This window comes from Ekhidna sp., assembly GCF_039960695.1.
Classification (GTDB): domain Bacteria; phylum Bacteroidota; class Bacteroidia; order Cytophagales; family Cyclobacteriaceae; genus Ekhidna.
The window spans coordinates 395,352-410,971 of record NZ_JBDVKP010000018.1 but is presented as its reverse complement, the minus strand read 5'-3'; the positions used below and the strand labels follow the sequence as shown (position 1 = coordinate 410,971).

At 40.7% G+C, this 15,620-nt stretch carries 15 protein-coding genes; 8 read left to right on the top strand and 7 right to left on the bottom strand.

Annotated features, from left to right (window positions below; all coding sequences use genetic code 11):
* The first annotated feature begins 4 nt into the window (after window positions 1-4).
* Both ABJG98_RS11885 and ABJG98_RS11880 read left to right on the top strand, forming a co-directional pair.
* Entirely contained in the window at window positions 5-943 is a 939-nt protein-coding gene (locus ABJG98_RS11885; protein WP_348279739.1) for a CPBP family intramembrane glutamic endopeptidase, read from the top strand.
* Window positions 907-1,254, top strand: a complete 348-nt coding sequence (locus ABJG98_RS11880) for a hypothetical protein (RefSeq protein ID WP_348279738.1) — start codon at window positions 907-909, stop codon at window positions 1,252-1,254. Before ABJG98_RS11885 ends, ABJG98_RS11880 begins: the two co-directional genes overlap by 37 nt.
* A 15-nt stretch (window positions 1,255-1,269) precedes the next feature.
* Here ABJG98_RS11880 and yaaA read toward each other — a convergent pair whose 3' ends face one another.
* The 6 genes from yaaA to ABJG98_RS11850 form a co-directional block, all read right to left on the bottom strand.
* Window positions 1,270-2,043, bottom strand: a complete 774-nt coding sequence (gene yaaA / locus ABJG98_RS11875; RefSeq protein ID WP_348279737.1) for a peroxide stress protein YaaA — start codon at window positions 2,041-2,043, stop codon at window positions 1,270-1,272.
* Between the two features lie 54 nt (window positions 2,044-2,097).
* The gene (locus tag ABJG98_RS11870; protein WP_348279736.1) at window positions 2,098-3,063 is read right to left on the bottom strand and encodes a polyprenyl synthetase family protein; all 966 of its coding nucleotides are present in this window, start codon (window positions 3,061-3,063) and stop codon (window positions 2,098-2,100) included.
* A gap of 38 nt (window positions 3,064-3,101) precedes the next feature.
* Entirely contained in the window at window positions 3,102-4,190 is a 1,089-nt protein-coding gene (locus tag ABJG98_RS11865) for a chorismate mutase (RefSeq protein ID WP_348279735.1), read from the bottom strand.
* Window positions 4,187-5,350: an aminotransferase class I/II-fold pyridoxal phosphate-dependent enzyme gene (locus ABJG98_RS11860; RefSeq protein WP_348279734.1), complete on the bottom strand. Its 1,164-nt coding sequence runs from the start codon at window positions 5,348-5,350 to the stop codon at window positions 4,187-4,189. Before ABJG98_RS11860 ends, ABJG98_RS11865 begins: the two co-directional genes overlap by 4 nt.
* The gene (locus ABJG98_RS11855; RefSeq protein ID WP_348279733.1) at window positions 5,343-6,176 is read right to left on the bottom strand and encodes a prephenate dehydratase domain-containing protein; all 834 of its coding nucleotides are present in this window, start codon (window positions 6,174-6,176) and stop codon (window positions 5,343-5,345) included. Before ABJG98_RS11855 ends, ABJG98_RS11860 begins: the two co-directional genes overlap by 8 nt.
* A 174-nt stretch (window positions 6,177-6,350) precedes the next feature.
* Window positions 6,351-8,801, bottom strand: a complete 2,451-nt coding sequence (locus ABJG98_RS11850) for a zinc-dependent metalloprotease (protein ID WP_348279732.1) — start codon at window positions 8,799-8,801, stop codon at window positions 6,351-6,353.
* Window positions 8,802-8,987: 186 nt separating this feature from the next.
* Here ABJG98_RS11850 and ABJG98_RS11845 point away from each other — a divergent pair, with 186 nt between their 5' ends.
* The 3 genes from ABJG98_RS11845 to ABJG98_RS11835 are packed head-to-tail and all read left to right on the top strand — an operon-like array spanning window position 8,988 to window position 11,173.
* Window positions 8,988-9,830 carry an alpha/beta fold hydrolase gene (locus tag ABJG98_RS11845; RefSeq protein ID WP_348279731.1) on the top strand — a complete coding sequence of 281 codons (843 nt, stop codon included), beginning with the start codon at window positions 8,988-8,990 and terminating at the stop codon, window positions 9,828-9,830.
* Window positions 9,787-10,647: an alpha/beta fold hydrolase gene (locus ABJG98_RS11840; RefSeq protein WP_348279730.1), complete on the top strand. Its 861-nt coding sequence runs from the start codon at window positions 9,787-9,789 to the stop codon at window positions 10,645-10,647. Before ABJG98_RS11845 ends, ABJG98_RS11840 begins: the two co-directional genes overlap by 44 nt.
* A complete protein-coding gene (locus ABJG98_RS11835; RefSeq protein WP_348279729.1) occupies window positions 10,640-11,173 on the top strand; it encodes a 2'-5' RNA ligase family protein in 534 nt (177 codons plus the stop codon). The genes ABJG98_RS11840 and ABJG98_RS11835 overlap by 8 nt, the downstream gene beginning before the upstream one ends.
* A 42-nt stretch (window positions 11,174-11,215) precedes the next feature.
* Here ABJG98_RS11835 and ABJG98_RS11830 read toward each other — a convergent pair whose 3' ends face one another.
* Window positions 11,216-11,704, bottom strand: a complete 489-nt coding sequence (locus tag ABJG98_RS11830) for a DUF6702 family protein (RefSeq protein ID WP_348279728.1) — start codon at window positions 11,702-11,704, stop codon at window positions 11,216-11,218.
* 103 nt (window positions 11,705-11,807) lie between these two features.
* On the opposite strand from ABJG98_RS11830, the gene ABJG98_RS11825 reads away from it, so the two are divergent.
* From ABJG98_RS11825 to ABJG98_RS11815, 3 genes are all read left to right on the top strand, one after another.
* Window positions 11,808-12,395 (top strand): HupE/UreJ family protein, encoded by a 588-nt coding sequence (locus ABJG98_RS11825; RefSeq protein WP_348280095.1) that lies wholly within the window; start codon window positions 11,808-11,810, stop codon window positions 12,393-12,395.
* Window positions 12,396-12,418: 23 nt separating this feature from the next.
* Window positions 12,419-14,665: a M1 family metallopeptidase gene (locus tag ABJG98_RS11820; RefSeq protein WP_348279727.1), complete on the top strand. Its 2,247-nt coding sequence runs from the start codon at window positions 12,419-12,421 to the stop codon at window positions 14,663-14,665.
* 96 nt (window positions 14,666-14,761) lie between these two features.
* Complete coding sequence (locus ABJG98_RS11815) at window positions 14,762-15,559, top strand: hypothetical protein (protein WP_348279726.1); 798 nt, start codon at window positions 14,762-14,764, stop codon at window positions 15,557-15,559.
* Window positions 15,560-15,620: the final 61 nt, after the last annotated feature.

The following is a 15,620-nucleotide window of genomic DNA, read 5'->3' as shown; positions in this document are numbered from 1 at the left end:
ACCAATGAAGAAAGTTCTTCAATATCTCAAAGACTATCAACGCGAGCATTACGATTTGAAGATGTACGTCGTGATATTCGTCTTTACTGCTATATGCATCACATTAAATTATCAATTTGATTTTGAAGATGGTGTTATTGATTCCTACAATGGCCAACCGATCAAATGGTTATGGATGTTTTTATTTCACGGTGGGCCTTTTTTCATAGTGTGTCTCATCCTTTTCGCTTTTGGCAAGAAAAGGGACTGGCTAAGCAGTCGGAGCTATTGGGTTAAGTTTATTGTTGGCTTTGGTTTATTGGCTTTGGACCGATCTTTTTATGGATTTACAGAATGGCTTAAGTACCTGCCTCAAATGGAATACCATTTTGTCATTCGATGCGCCAACTGGGCATCTAGTTTGATTCTGGTGGTCATCCCAATGTTGATACTTTATCCATTGCTGGAAAAGGATGATGTTAAGAATTACTATGGTCTCAGCTGGCAAAAATTTGATCCAAGGCCGTACTTAATCATGCTTGGGATAGCGGCTGTATTTATTGGCATTGGTTCGTTTTTGGGAGAAATTCAGGACTTCTATCCTCGATATCGAGGTTCAGGCGCAAATCTCTATTTAAGTGTCAACCCAGGGATTTCTGAATCGTGGCTGGTTACCATTTACGAACTGAGCTATGGTAGCAATTTTATCTCGGTGGAGCTGATTTTTAGAGGCTTTTTGATTTTTGCTTTCACAAGAACCCTGGGTGGTTATGCTGTTTTGCCTATGGTTGTTACGTATGCTTTTCTTCATTTTGGTAAGCCGATCGGAGAAACTATTAGCTCGGTGTTCGGTGGTTATTTATTAGGAATTATTTCATACAATAGCAGAAATATTTGGGGCGGCATTTTGATCCACCTGGGAGTTGCTTGGCTGATGGAACTCTTTGGGTGGATGCAGCAGTAACTAATATGGAAGATATTATAAAACAACTTTGGGTTGCCTCAGATGGTCGAAAGGAATGTAGGCTAGTCCTGAAGGGTGAACCTCTTCCGCGGGTTGTTCAACCTTTTGGCGTTTGTCAAACCACTGCAAACAAAGTCGTTCTGGTATGTAGACAAGTTTCAGGGTATACAAAAGGAGGTGGTTCTGAAGGCTATAGAAATCTCTCACTGGTGCAAATAGAAGATGTAGAAATCTTAAAAAGAACTTTTCTTGTTCCCTCAGATTTTGATCCTTTAGACGCTAAATATAAAGAGTGGGTCTATCATATTTAAATGAAAATGAGTTTCCTATTTCTTCTTGTCTCGCTTAAATGCCAGCTTGTTTTCTTCCGTTGCGGACTCGTCAAAATAGTAGCCTTCATAATCAAAAGCACGTAAATCGTCTGGATTAGTTATTTGATTTTCGATCATGAATCGAGACATTAATCCCCTTGCTTTCTTGGCATAGAATGAAATGATCTTGTACTTGCCATTTTTAAAGTCTTTGAACTCAACGTTGATTACTCTTGCTGGCACATTTTTCTTGTCTACTGATTTAAAATACTCGTTGGAAGCAAGATTTAATATAATATCATCTCCCTGAGCCTTAAGGTCATTCAGTAAGAGGTTAAGAATTTTTTCGTCCCAGTAGTCGTAGAGCGTTTTGTAATCGTCAAAAGCAAGCTTGGTTCCCATCTCCAATCTGTACGGCTGGATTAAATCCAATGGTCGGAGTAAACCATATAATCCGGACAAAATACGGAAATGTTTTTGAGCAAAAACCATTTTCTTTTCATCAAAGGTCTCTGCTTTCAACCCTTGATAAACATCTCCATTAAATGCTAATGCTGCAGGTTTTGAGTTTTCCTCGTTGTGCAGAAAATCAAACGTCTTGTATCGATGAACATTTAGCCCAGCTAATTGTCTGCTGATGCTCATAAGGTCTTTTACTTCATCAACGGACTTTTTCTTAAGTACTTGGATCAGTTCCTCCGTACATTCCATCAGTCTTGGCTGAGTAGGAGTTGTCTGATGTGGAGTCTTGAAATCAAGATTTTTTGCGGGAGATACTACTGCGATCATATCAGGTACTTTTTAGTAATAGTAATAGTGTGAGAGAAGCTTAATTAAGCATTTTTATCTTTCTCTTTTCATCAACTTTTCAAAGAAATCAATTAAAGCTTTCTTCCCTTCTTCTCTTGCGTCCATTGTATCCAAAAGAGCAAAAGCCTCATCATAAAAGTTATTCATTTTCTTTTGTGTCAATTCAAAGATGCCTAACTCTCCATAAATATTTTTAATGGCCGCTACTTTTTCATTTATATCAAAGTCAGTAGCAGACAGCCATTTATTCATTTCTTTTCTTTGAGTATCGTTTGCTAATTCAAGCGCTTTGATCAGTAGATACGTTTTTTTGTTGGAAACAATATCACCACCCACCAGCTTCCCGAATTTTGCTTTATCTCCGTATACATCCAGCAAGTCATCCATCAATTGAAAACCAATTCCGGCTTTTTCCCCGATGGCATTAAGCTGAGCTAATTGATTTGACTCCATACCAGCGAGTAAACCGCCATACTCCAAACTGAATCCCAGAAGAACAGCAGTCTTTAAACGGATCATTTCTAGGTACTGAGCTTCGGTTACTGTGTCAAACGCTTCGAAATTCATATCCAACTGTTGCCCTTCACACACTTCAATTGCACACTTGTTGAATTTTTTTATTGCATCTAAGAGCGATTCTCTTGGACCTTCCAACAGCTGATCGTAGGCCTTGACCATCATGGTATCACCACTAAGTATAGCCACCGTTTGATCCCATTTTTCATGCACCGTTGGCTGTCCTCGTCGAATAGGTGCCTCATCCATGATATCATCATGCATTAGCGTGAAATTATGAAAGACCTCAACAGCCAATGCCGGAGAAATCACCGATTGGTTATCTTCCTTTTTAAGTCCATGCCCCAGCAGAACCAGCATCGGTCGTAATCGTTTTCCGCCCAGGGAAAGTAAATATCGGATAGGATCATACAGATTTTCGGGCTGATCACCGAGTGCCAGGCTAGCCAGGCCGTCCTCAATTTTTTGAAGTTGTTCTTTCATTCGATTGCAAGATAAAACCCCTAACCGATTCGTATGTTTTATTTGTCTTCTAACTCAGAAGTATTCATTACATCATTTTGGTGGTCGATAGACTCTTGATGAATAGCATTCAGGTATCGGATCATGAATTTTTTAGACAGTCCCTGCAGGGCGCCGTTGGCAGATGCCTTTTCGATAATTTCTTCCCATCGATTGGTTTGGAGAATCGTAATTCCTTTTTCCTTCTTTACTAAGCCAATTTCTTCTGCCACTTTCATCCGATCCCCAAGTAGTTTCATAAGATCGTCATCGATTAAATCAATTTGACTCCTCAATCGGGAAAGTTTATTGGATAATTCTTCATCAGGAATGTCTGGCCTTCTGACCACAAGTTCATCCAGTAAAGCCTCCAGATCATTGGGTGTAACCTGCTGTGCTTTATCACTTAATGCTTCATCTGGATGAATATGAGATTCAATCATTAACCCGTCAAAATCCATATCTAGTGCCTGCTGTGATACACTTAGCAATAACTCCCGGTTACCACAGATATGGCTTGGATCGCATACCAGCGGAAGTTCAGGGAATCGTCTTTTCATTTCAACTGCTAGTTGCCACTTAGGTTCATTGCGGTAAATACTGTTGCCATGTTGAGCAAAGCCACGGTGAATCATACCAAGTTTTGTGATACCTGCCTGATTGAGCCGCTCTAATGCACCTGTCCACAGCTCTACATCGGCATTTATTGGATTTTTGACTAAGACTGTAGCATCTGTTCCTTTAAGTGCATCTGCAATTTCCTGAACAGAAAATGGATTTACAGTGGTGCGAGCTCCAATCCAAAGGATGTCCACTTTATGCTTAAGTGCTTCAAAAACATGATTAAAGTTTGCAACCTCAACTGCTATTGGAAGGCCAGTTTCTTTTTTTGCGCGACTTAGCCAGGGCAATGCATCCGCCCCTATCCCTTCAAAACTATTTGGTCGTGTTCTCGGCTTCCATATGCCTGCCCGCAGCACATCCACCTTCCCGGTTTCAGCAAGCTTCTTACAAGTTGAAAGCACCTGATTCTCAGTTTCAGCGCTGCAAGGACCCGAAATTACCAATGGCCTCTTTTGCTCAAATAATTGGATTGGGTTCGTTTTCATTCTTTTTCTTTTATGCGTTTGATCACTTCCTCCCATATCTCTCTTGGGCTGCAAAGAGACAGTCGAATGAATGACTTGCCTTCGCTACCAAAAACACTTCCCGGTGGAATAAAGATTCGATATTTATTTAAAAGGAAATCAGCAAAGGATTCACCATCTGAAAATTCAGTTGGGATTCTGGCCCAGATAAACATCCCAACCTCCTCGTCTCTAAACGTGCATCCAATTAACTCAACCACCTGCTGAGCTAGTTTTTTCCTTATTTTATATTCGTCATTAAGCAATTCATACCAATCTTCACTCACCTCCAATGCCGCTACAGCAGATCTCATTACTGGCTTAAACTGACCTGAATCCACATTGCTTTTAAAAGCAAGAACAGTTTGTATGAGGTCAGCATTTCCAACCAAAACCCCTATTCTCCATCCGGCCATATTATGGGATTTGGATATGCTATTCAACTCCAACACTAAGTCAGTATTCTGTCTTTGTTGTAGAAGACTTCTTCGCTTATCAGTAAGTATAAATCCATATGGATTGTCATTGACGATAACTATTTGATGCTTTCTTGAGAATTGAATGAGCTGCGCAAACAAATCGTCTGAGCCGTTTCCGCCTGTCGGCATATGCGGATAGTTTACCCACATAAGCTTTACCCGACTGAGGTCTAGTTGTTCCAACGCATCAAAATCCGGATGATACTGATGTGCTTCATCAAGCGAATAGTACACCGGCTCCCCTCCAGCCAAATTGGTGGCTGAACCATACGTTGGATACCCTGGGTTTGGCACAAGTGCTTGATCCCCTTCATTTAACAAGGACATGCTGATGTGGATGACACCTTCTTTGGACCCGATCAATGGCAACACTTCAGCGTCGGGCTCAAGCATGACACCAAAATATTTGGCATACCATTTTGCAAAGGCATTTCTTAAGTCAGGAATTCCTTTGTAGCTCTGATATTGATGATAGTTTAATTCATTAAACCCGTTGACAAGGGTTTCCTTCACAGCAGAAGGTGGAGGCATGTCCGGACTTCCGATTCCTAGATTTAATACATTTTCACCTTTTGCGTTTAGTGTGTCAATCTCCCGAAGTTTCTTGGAGAAATAGTATTCGCCAATCCCAGATAGTCTTTTTGATTTGAGCTTACTAACCATGCGTCTCCCCCTTTCTGTAGATACCCAGTGTCTCAAATTGAATGGTCATTCTTTCCATGATTTGATTTAAATCATCAAGTTGTGAACTATCCTGAATCTCCAATGTAGCGTAAAATCCATACAATGAGTTTTTGCTGGGCACAGGATGTGATTGTAGTTTACTCAAATTGATACCAAGACCACTGATTATGGTGAGCGTATTTGCCAAAGATCCGGCATCATTCTTTGTCTGGAAGTACACAGATACCTTATTGGGGTTTACTACATTAGATTTCCCTTTTGGGCAAATGACCAAAAACCGGGTATAGTTGAGTGAATGGTCTTCGATTCCAGCTTTTACAACTTCCAAGTCGTACTCTTTGGCCGCTTGTAAGCTTGCGATCGCCGCAATGTTTTTCAGCTGATTGTCTTTGATATTCTTTGCACTCCCTGCAGTATCAAAAGCTTCTACCACTTTCATGTGCCTGTGTTTGTGAAAAAATTCGCCACATTGTCGTATAGCCATCTGATGTGAATGTGCCTCAGCTATTTGCTCAATATCTGTTCCAGGTAATGTCATTAGGTTCATTTTCACCCGAAGACCAACCTCTCCGCAAACTTCCACAGGGTTCGATCGTAGCAATGCGTAATTAGGGATGATACATCCGGCCAGCGAATTTTCAATTGCCATGAGAGCAACATCAGCACGGCCTGAGACGACTGCAGCCATAACACTTGGGAATGTTTCACACTCGCATAGCTCAATATTATCACCAAAGAAATGATGAGATGCCTCGTGATGAAAGCTTCCTCTTAGACCTTGAATTGCTACTTTTTGTTTTTGCATGGCAAAAAAAAAGCCTCCCGATGGGGAGGCTTATGTTTTATTTTTTAACACATACTATAGCCACCCCGATCTATCGATCAGATAAATAAAGAAATAGCTAAAATATGTTACGTTCGTTTTCATTGTTGGGCCAAATGAAAGTGATAATTTTTTTAAAAGCAATAATATTTCATTTTAAAAATCACAGCTTCCTATGGGGGACCCATCTGGTGCCTGGATCGGACTTTCCATTTTGAACTCTTCTGGCTCTGCCAGAAAACGATCAATTTGTGCTACCACGTAACGATAATAGGTACCATCATCATTGGTTTTTCGATCATTTCGGCTATTGGCATAAGATCTTATTTCTTTGATTTTAGCTGTAGCTTTTGCCCTCACTTCATCATAGGCACGATCATTTATCGCCAGTCCCATTAGGTGCTTTAGCATTTCCATTTCTACTACTTGCTGAATGGTGCGATCTAAACTATTGTGAGATGGGCTCATCCAAACCGCTTTTATCATACGATCTAAAACAGCATCCACACCAGGTTGACTATTATCCCTTGCCTTGTAGGTAAGCAATCGATTGAATCGATCGGCATTGAGGATGAAGCTAAATGGAACGCTTGCTGCAGTTTCTACAGCAGCCAGGTAGTCAAATGCGGGCCCGGTTTTCGATTGGAATGTTTCTCTGGAGCGTGGGTGCCCAAACGCTCTTGGCGGAATCTGACCGAGCAGGTTTTCAGGGAGTTTCAAGTTTTCAACCTTGACTGTGTTTAAAAGAGCTTCCAGTGCTCCCATCTGCTCATCGAAGGAAAGCATTTCAGTTACAACCTGATTGCCTCCTCTGAGTGCATAACTGTAGTTTAAGCCTCCAATGATTTTAGAAGTGCCGTCTACCTGATAGCGATGAAAAAGATACATCGGGACCAATACTTCTTCAATTGAGCTCATCGGCATATTGGAACGAATGGCTTTTTCAGAGAATTTATTGAGAATGGCTCTGCGAATCTTCATCATTCGATTCAGTTCTACCGCAGCGTTGGTGCCGTTGTCCCAAAGGTGCGCTTCTGGATGCAGTCCGCTCGCAGGCCTTGCATCTTGATCTGTGATGTATCGAAGGTCATTGTCAAAAGCATCATTCAGAATCTGATCCAGTCTCTCTTCATTCTCCCCACCTGGAAAATCACCATAGCCATATTTGATAGTTACCTTATCCCAATCACCTATTTTATCATCGTATGCTTCGCTCAGATCAATGTTACCTTGTTCATCCATTTTCACATACGGGTGTGGATAGTCCATGACAGAAGCTCGATTGTTAACACTTGCCGCAAAGTTGTGTGCCAGCCCTAGCGTGTGGCCAACCTCATGTGCAGAAAGTTGTCGCAATCTTGCCAACGCCATTTCGGTCATTGCATTTGGTGATTCATTTCCGGATTCATATGGTTGTAATAAACCAGTTGCGATTAAGAAATCCTGACGTACACGTAGTGAGCCAAGACTTACATGTCCTTTAATCATTTCTCCTGTTCGTGGATCCGTAATTCCTCCACCATAACTCCAGCCTCGTGTTGATCGGTGTACCCATTGAATCACATTGTATCGTACATCCAATGGATGGGCGCCTTCAGGCATCACTTTTACTTGAAACGCATCTTTATATCCCGCAGCTTCAAACGCTTGATTCCACCAGCTGGCACCTTCAATCAAAGCTGAACGCACAGGCTCTGGAGCACCTCTATCCACATAGTAGACGATAGGCTCTACTGCTTCACTTACTTCTGCATTTGGATCTTTCTTTTCTAACCTATGTCGCACGATGAATCGCTTCACAAGTGGGTCTTCAATTGGTGTCGCATAGTCCTGGTAAGAGATGTTGAAGAAGCCAGATCGAGGGTCGAATACGCGGGGTGTATAATTGTCATCAGGCAGCTCTATGAAGCTATGGTGGGTACGAACTGTTACCGCATCCGGTGTTGGTGTCACAGACCTGAGCCACCAACCACGTGCATCACCACTAAAAGTTAGAATCGATTCAAATTCCGTATTTTTTGGGAAGTTGAAAGTTGCATCCATATAAATAGCTGACCTTGATTTATCTACTGAGAAGTTGCCTTGATTAGAACCTCTTAATCTGCCGCTTACATCATGAGAGTCTCTTAGAAGGAAGTCAGTTATGTCAATCAGGTAGGAAGAATTGTTTTTGGATTTGATTTCGAATCCTCCAATCACAGAGCTGGCAAAAGCTTCCGCAACAGACTTGACCTCATCCTGATTGTCGCTGATCGCCCGGTAGTCGTAGTTTGGTTGAATCAGCATTAGTTTGTTTCCGTACTTTTCAAACTTTACTACTCTTTCTCCCCCAAGCTGACCTCTGTCAAGACCAATGTCGTTGGAGCCAATTCCAGCGGCTAACGAATGGACATACAAAAACTCCTGACCTACTTTGTCGACTTCAAGAAACATGCGCCCTGCTTCATCATCATAGTAGAAGTTGAAATAACCAGCCTTCTTCTCCATGCTGGAGGTAAAAGCGGACATAGAATCCTCCAAAGATGGTGCTGAGGTGGAGCTTGGCGTATTTGTAGTTTGGCAACTTGCCAGAATCAAAATAAGTGTCGCTATCTTCCAGTATTTCATATGTATAAGTTTATTTTCAATGTGATATTGAATGTCTAATCTATTTCGAGGTTGAATTCGTGTTTACTCCTTGGATCATTCTAGATTGGTACGGGACTCCCGTTATGGACATTTCATTTCGTTATATTTAATGGGTAAACTCCTAAACGAGCATAATTTAAGGCATTGGTTTGGACAATCATCATAGTGATTTTATCAATCTACATTATCACCAATGTGGCGGCGTATTTCTTACAAGAAAGGTTTTTGTTCAAACCTGAGAAGCTCCCTCCAGACTTTCAATTTAAATATCCAAACCAAAAAAGTGTAGAACATAACTTGTACGTTGGCGATGATGTGAGAATCAATGGTGTCCACTTTAGCATATCGAAACCTAAGGGAGTTGTGCTTTACCTTAAGGGTAATTCACGTTCCATCAAAGGTTGGGGCAAATTTGCAGTAGATTTTACCCGCCTGGGATTTGATGTAGTGATGGTAGACTATCGTGGTTTTGGGAAAAGCAAAGGACTAAGAAGGTCTGAGAAAGATATCAAGAATGACATGCAAAAAGTCTACGATATATTAAAAAGTAGAGTGGACGAAAAGTACATCACTATCTACGGCAGATCCATGGGTTCTGGATTTGCCACAAAGTTGGCCAGCAATAATAGCCCGCGCATGCTTGTTCTGGAATCCCCATACTATAGTATGGCAAAAATTGCAAAGAGGTATATTCCATTCATGCCTGCCTCACTCATCTTAAAATATCCATTGCGTACCTACAAATGGATCAAGTACGTGAACTGTCCTATTAAAATCATACACGGTACAAAAGATAAGTTGATCCCTTACAACGCTAGCCTTGCACTATCCAACATTAACCCTAAAGTGACTCGTCTCTATTCTGTAATTGGAGGTGGGCATAATGATCTCTACACCCATGAGGAATATCACAGAATGTTGGAGGAGATTGTAAAGACTGAAGAATTGACCCCAATCAACCCCAATGAAACAAGCATTTCTTTTAAGCGGAAAGTGGAAAAAAATTGAATCTCAGCAAATGCTAAATGTCCTTAAAATTTTACTACTCACTTTACTGGGATTATATCTGGTAGTGGGATTACTGATTTACCTACTTCAAGAGCGATTGATCTTTCTTCCAGAGGATCTACCTTCTGATTATACCTATTCATTTGATGCATCATTTGATGAGCATTTTATCACAATGGCAGACGGAACTGATCTCAATGCATTACACTTTAATCAACCGCAATCGAAAGGCTTGATCATCTACTTTCATGGGAATGCAGGAAACTTAGCAAGATGGGGGGAGGTGGTTTATCCATTTGTAGAGCTCGGATATGAAGTGTTTATAGTGGACTATCGTGGGTATGGAAAGAGTGGTGGGAATAGAAGTCAAAAAGTGCTGCTATCGGACGCGGACGCTGTTTATAAATATGCCAGTCAGCTAGAATCTGAAGAGAAGACAATCTTATTTGGCAGATCTCTTGGTTCGGCTTTTGCTAGTTACCTGGCAGGTAAAAACAATCCATCCAAGCTCATTCTGGAAACTCCATTTTATAGTCTGCAAGATGTGGCCAAGGATATGATGCCAATCTATCCTGCCGAATACCTCTTGAGGTACAATTTTAGAAACTACCTATACCTGAATACATGTGAGGTGCCTATTTATATTTTTCATGGAACCGATGACGAGGTGGTCGACTATTCTTCAGGCAAGCAGCTTTTCAATAGTCTTTCAGGAAAAGACACTGAATTTTTTACGATTGAGGGAGGCCATCACAACGACCTTTCCAATTTTACTTCTTATTGGCATTACATGAAAATAGTGCTACGAGATGAGTGAATCACTTTTCTTTATTGCTCTTGTTCCTCCATCGCCCTTTAAGGAAGAGATCACCCGATTGAAAATGGAGATGGCTGAAAAGTATAGCAGCAAGCATGCCTTAAAATCTCCACCTCACATTACCCTACACATGCCATTCAAGTGGAAAGAGAAAAAAATGGATCATTTAAAGCGAACGATGGCGACGATGAATGAACAAATGGAGCCATTCGCCATAAAGTTGAAAAACTTTGATTTTTTTGAACCTCGGGTGGTGTTTGTGGATGTAATTAAAAACGAAAAGCTTGAATCACTTCAAAAGATGGTAGTAGATACTTGTAGAAAAGAACTGAAACTTGATAACGCCAATTATAAGAATCGACCGTTTCACCCACACGTCACTATTGGCTTTCGCGACTTGAAAAAACCCCAGTTTTATGAAGCTAAAAAAGTGTTTGAAAATCGTGAGGTAGGCTTTGAGTTTGAAGTTCATCACCTGAGCTTATTGACGCACGATGGTAAGCAATGGAATACGGTTAATTTTTAATATGATTGTACTTTTCGGACTGGAAGATGGCAACAAAGGCAACTAGCTGCTCCATTCAAAAATCTCCGTATCTTCTCCTTTATACAGCCTCGCGCTTTTAACCTTTTCAAATGCTCTGAAGTGGACCAGATTTTCCTGATCACCCCATACTTCATGCAAAATGCTGTTCCACACCTTTATTCGTTCCAGCTTTTTCACTTTTTCTATTTCTATGTAACACCACATCACATCGTCTTCCTTCTCGGCGCCGATCCAGTTTAGCTCATACTCACGATCTTTTTCATCCCACAGCTTCAATCTTTCCAGGACATACGGTTTTAGGTTTTGCTTTACAAAATCCCATCTTTCTTCTTGGGTAATATCTAGTTTTTTGTCACCAGTATACTCCTGAAGAGCCAATTCAAGATCGTCCAGAAAAATTCTTGTACTGATTTGGATTGCTTTTTTGTCTTCTTTGTACTTAATGTCTGATACACTCACATGAAATGGGTGTATCAACGACTGAAAAAAAATGAGTGCCGCTGTAATCATGAGTCAAATCTACGCAAATGGCATGCCTTAGGTCAATACCGTTTATCAAATCATTGTTTAGCGAAAACTAAGGTTCAATTGCATGTCTTATATTCGCTACCCCATGAGTGAGTTTAGATTGTATTACGGGCTTGGATTTGATCATATTTTAGATATTAATGGCTATGATCACATCCTTTTTGTGATTGTTCTTTGTGCCCTTTACCAATCCACTGATTGGAAAAAAGTATTGATTCTGATTACGGCATTTACCATCGGTCATTCCATCACATTGGCATTGGCCACCATGCGAATTATCAAGATCAATGCCGACCTGATTGAATTCCTTATTCCAGTCACTATTCTTATCACTGCAATTTCCAACTTGTTTACCAAAGAAGATAGAATTGCAGAAGGTAAGATTTGGAGAAACTACCTCTATGCAGGCTTTTTCGGATTAATTCACGGCCTTGGATTTTCCAATTACCTCCGTGCGCTGCTAGGTACAGATAAGACAATCATCCTACAGTTATTTGCCTTTAATGTAGGATTAGAGGTAGGTCAAATAATAATAGTAGGATTATTTATGGTGATTAGTTTCTTTTTCGTCGGGTTAGGAGGTGTCAGCAGAAAAGATTGGAAAATGATAGTTTCATCAGCGGTGGGCGGTATTGCCTTAATGCTCATGCTAGACACAAATTATTTAAACTAAAATATTATTAATTAAGCATAACTATGAAGAATAGCATTCTACTTATCGTGGCGTTTTTGATCGGATCTGTTGCAATGGCACAGGATCAAAAACAAAAAGACACCGAGTGGGAACAGAAGTTTGAGCAGCTGGGTACTATGCTGCCAACCCCCAATGTGTATCGTACAGCTTCTGGAGCACCTGGTCATCAGTATTGGCAACAAAAAGCCGATTACAAAATGAAAATTGTACTCGATGACAACAATCAGACTATTACGGGAAGTGAGACAATTACGTATTATAACAACTCCCCCGACAACCTGGAATATCTATGGGTTCAGCTTGATCAAAATATGCGCGCTCAAGATTCTGATTCTCCGTTAATCGGAAGAAGTAGTATGAGAGATACCTTAAGTGCATTCTCCGTATTCAATCTTGTAGGAGATTCAGGTTATGACGGAGGCTTTAAAATCAAGTCAGTAAAAAGTGGCGGTAGTGACATGACTTACATGATCAATAAAACTATGATGCGCATTGATCTGGCACAGCCGTTAAAGTCCGGCGAAAATATGTCTTTCAGCATCGATTGGATGTACAACATCAACAACCGAATGACCGATGGTGGTCGATCGGGACTTGAGTATTTCGAAGAAGAAGACAACTACCTGTATACAATTGCTCAATTCTTCCCAAGAATGGCCGTATATATTGATAATGAAGGATGGCAAAACAAGCAATTCCTTGGAAACGGAGAATTTGCCTTAACCTTCGGTGATTACGAAGTAGACCTGACTGTCCCATCTGACTTTGTTGTAGGTGCAACAGGCGCCTTGCTAAATGCGAAAGATGTACTCTCAAAAGATCAATTGAATCGATACGAGGAAGCAAAGAAGTCATATGAAAAGCCGGTGATAATTGTAACGCAAGCTGAAGCTGAAGAAAACGAAAAGACCAAATCAACCAAAACCAAAACATGGAAGTTCAAAGCACAAAATGTAAGAGATTATGCTTTCTGTGCTTCCAGAAAATTCATTTGGGATGCCATGGCCGTGAAACTTAGCGATGGCAATGAGCCTTTGGCAATGTCTTACTATCCAAAAGAAGGTAATCCACTGTGGGAAGAGTTTTCCACACTCGCTGTAAAACAAACGCTTGAGACTTACTCCAAATTCACAATAGAATACACCTACCCTGTTGCAATTTCTGTACACACAGCTTCCATTGGAATGGAATATCCAATGATTTGCTTCAACTATGGAAGACCCAATGATGATGGTACTTACTCTGACCGGTTGAAACATGGAATGATCTCTGTCATCATTCATGAAGTAGGACACAACTTCTTCCCCATGATCATCAACTCAGATGAGCGTCAGTGGACATGGATGGATGAAGGATTAAACACATTCGTTCAATATTTGACCGAACAAGAATTTGATGATAATTATTTAGATTATGAATATCCATCAAGGAGAGGTCCTGCTGCTAACATTGTTCCGTACATGAGTGGAGAAAGAGGTTTGGTACGGCCAATTATGACCAACTCAGAACAAATTAGACAGTTTGGTAATAATGCATACGCAAAGCCTGCCACTGCATTGAACCTACTACGAACTACCATAATGGGTCCTGAACTATTTGACAAAGCATTCAAAACATATGCACAAAGATGGGCTTTCAAGCACCCAACTCCAGCGGACTTATTCCGAACCATGGAAGATGCTTCAGCAGTAGATCTGGATTGGTTTTGGAGAGGTTGGTTCTATGGCACAGACTATGTAGACGTATCACTCGATAATGTAAGATGGTTCCAGATGCAGACTGAGGAAAATGGTCTTGAAGCCAGGAACATCAAAGGTGCCGGCCAAGGAATAGATGGAAATACTGATGGCGAGAAAGATTTTGGAAGTGATCCCCAGCCATTTGTATTCAAGGAATGGACAGGCGGATTTGGAGAATATCGACAATCCATGGATCAAAATAAAGTCAAACAAGCAGCCAAAGGGAAAAACTTCTATGAATTGACATTGAAGAACAAAGGTGGGTTGGTTACTCCAATTTTAATCCAATGGACCTATGTAGATGGGTCAGTGGAACTGCAGAAAATTCCAGCTGAAATTTGGAAGATCAATGAAAAAGAAGTGACCAAAGTTTTTATCAAAGAGAAACAAGTGGCTAAAATTGTAATTGATCCAGACCAAATGACTGCTGATACCTATACAGATAACAACGTGTTCCCAAGAACGGAGGAAGGCGATAGATTTGAGCAGTTTAAAGATGGAAAAGATTAATACTTAAGAAAAACACACACAACCAACCTAAACTAAGGGAGGCTTTAATAGTCTCCTTTTTTTATTCCTATATTTATCACTTTTAAGAATTCCACCATGAAAAATTCGCTTTGCGCAATTGCGCTTCTAGTAATTATAGCCTCATGTTCCACAGGATCGTCCTCTTCTGGAAGTTCTGATAGCACTTCCGTAGGCGGAGAATTTATTGAATACAACAACCCTCCTGCAGAAGGCTTCAATCAGGAAGGCTCAGATTTGCTAGCCACTCTACTCGCCGACAAGGCCATGTTGGCAATGGGTGGAAGAAAAGCCTGGGATAATACCAGATATATAAGTTGGAATTTCTTTGGCCGCAGAAATCACACATGGGATAAATTGACTGGGGACGTTCGCATCTCTGTACCAGATAAAGATCTTACCATACTTATGAATGTCAATACCAAAGAAGGAAAGGTGATGAAAAATGGAACTCAAATGACCGATTCTCTGGATTACTATTTAGAGAGAGGATATGGGCTTTGGGTCAATGACTCCTATTGGTTAGTGATGCCATTTAAACTCAAAGATTCGGGTGTTACTTTGAAGTATTTAAGAGAAGATACCACAATGACTGGAGCCAATGCAGATGTTATAAGCCTTTCGTTTGAAAATGTAGGATCAACACCTCAAAATGTCTATGACGTATGGATAGATACAGACTCTAAGCTTGTCACACAGTGGGCGTATTATCCGGATTCATCCTCTTTAGAACCCAGCATTGTTACTCCATGGGCGGACTATCAGAAGTATGGTGAAATCCTTCTTGCTAAAAATAGAGGTAAATATGAGTTATCGAATATTCAGGTGCTGCGCGAAGTACCTGATGGCACATTTACTGAATTTGAAGGCAACTAAACACCCCATTTGAAAAGCATTAACATGCTATCACAGCCAGTCTTAATTGTTATTTTTCAAT

Coding starts and splice junctions, on each gene's coding strand:
- ABJG98_RS11885 (WP_348279739.1), top strand. CDS start 5: ATGAAGAAAGTTCTTCAATATCTCAAAGACTATCAACGCGAGCATTAC.
- yaaA (WP_348279737.1), bottom strand. CDS start 2,043: ATGATCGCAGTAGTATCTCCCGCAAAAAATCTTGATTTCAAGACTCCA.
- ABJG98_RS11870 (WP_348279736.1), bottom strand. CDS start 3,063: ATGAAAGAACAACTTCAAAAAATTGAGGACGGCCTGGCTAGCCTGGCA.
- ABJG98_RS11865 (WP_348279735.1), bottom strand. CDS start 4,190: ATGAAAACGAACCCAATCCAATTATTTGAGCAAAAGAGGCCATTGGTA.
- ABJG98_RS11860 (WP_348279734.1), bottom strand. CDS start 5,350: ATGGTTAGTAAGCTCAAATCAAAAAGACTATCTGGGATTGGCGAATAC.
- ABJG98_RS11855 (WP_348279733.1), bottom strand. CDS start 6,176: ATGCAAAAACAAAAAGTAGCAATTCAAGGTCTAAGAGGAAGCTTTCAT.
- ABJG98_RS11850 (WP_348279732.1), bottom strand. CDS start 8,801: ATGAAATACTGGAAGATAGCGACACTTATTTTGATTCTGGCAAGTTGC.
- ABJG98_RS11840 (WP_348279730.1), top strand. CDS start 9,787: ATGAAACAAGCATTTCTTTTAAGCGGAAAGTGGAAAAAAATTGAATCT.
- ABJG98_RS11835 (WP_348279729.1), top strand. CDS start 10,640: ATGAGTGAATCACTTTTCTTTATTGCTCTTGTTCCTCCATCGCCCTTT.
- ABJG98_RS11830 (WP_348279728.1), bottom strand. CDS start 11,704: ATGATTACAGCGGCACTCATTTTTTTTCAGTCGTTGATACACCCATTT.
- ABJG98_RS11825 (WP_348280095.1), top strand. CDS start 11,808: ATGAGTGAGTTTAGATTGTATTACGGGCTTGGATTTGATCATATTTTA.
- ABJG98_RS11820 (WP_348279727.1), top strand. CDS start 12,419: ATGAAGAATAGCATTCTACTTATCGTGGCGTTTTTGATCGGATCTGTT.
- ABJG98_RS11815 (WP_348279726.1), top strand. CDS start 14,762: ATGAAAAATTCGCTTTGCGCAATTGCGCTTCTAGTAATTATAGCCTCA.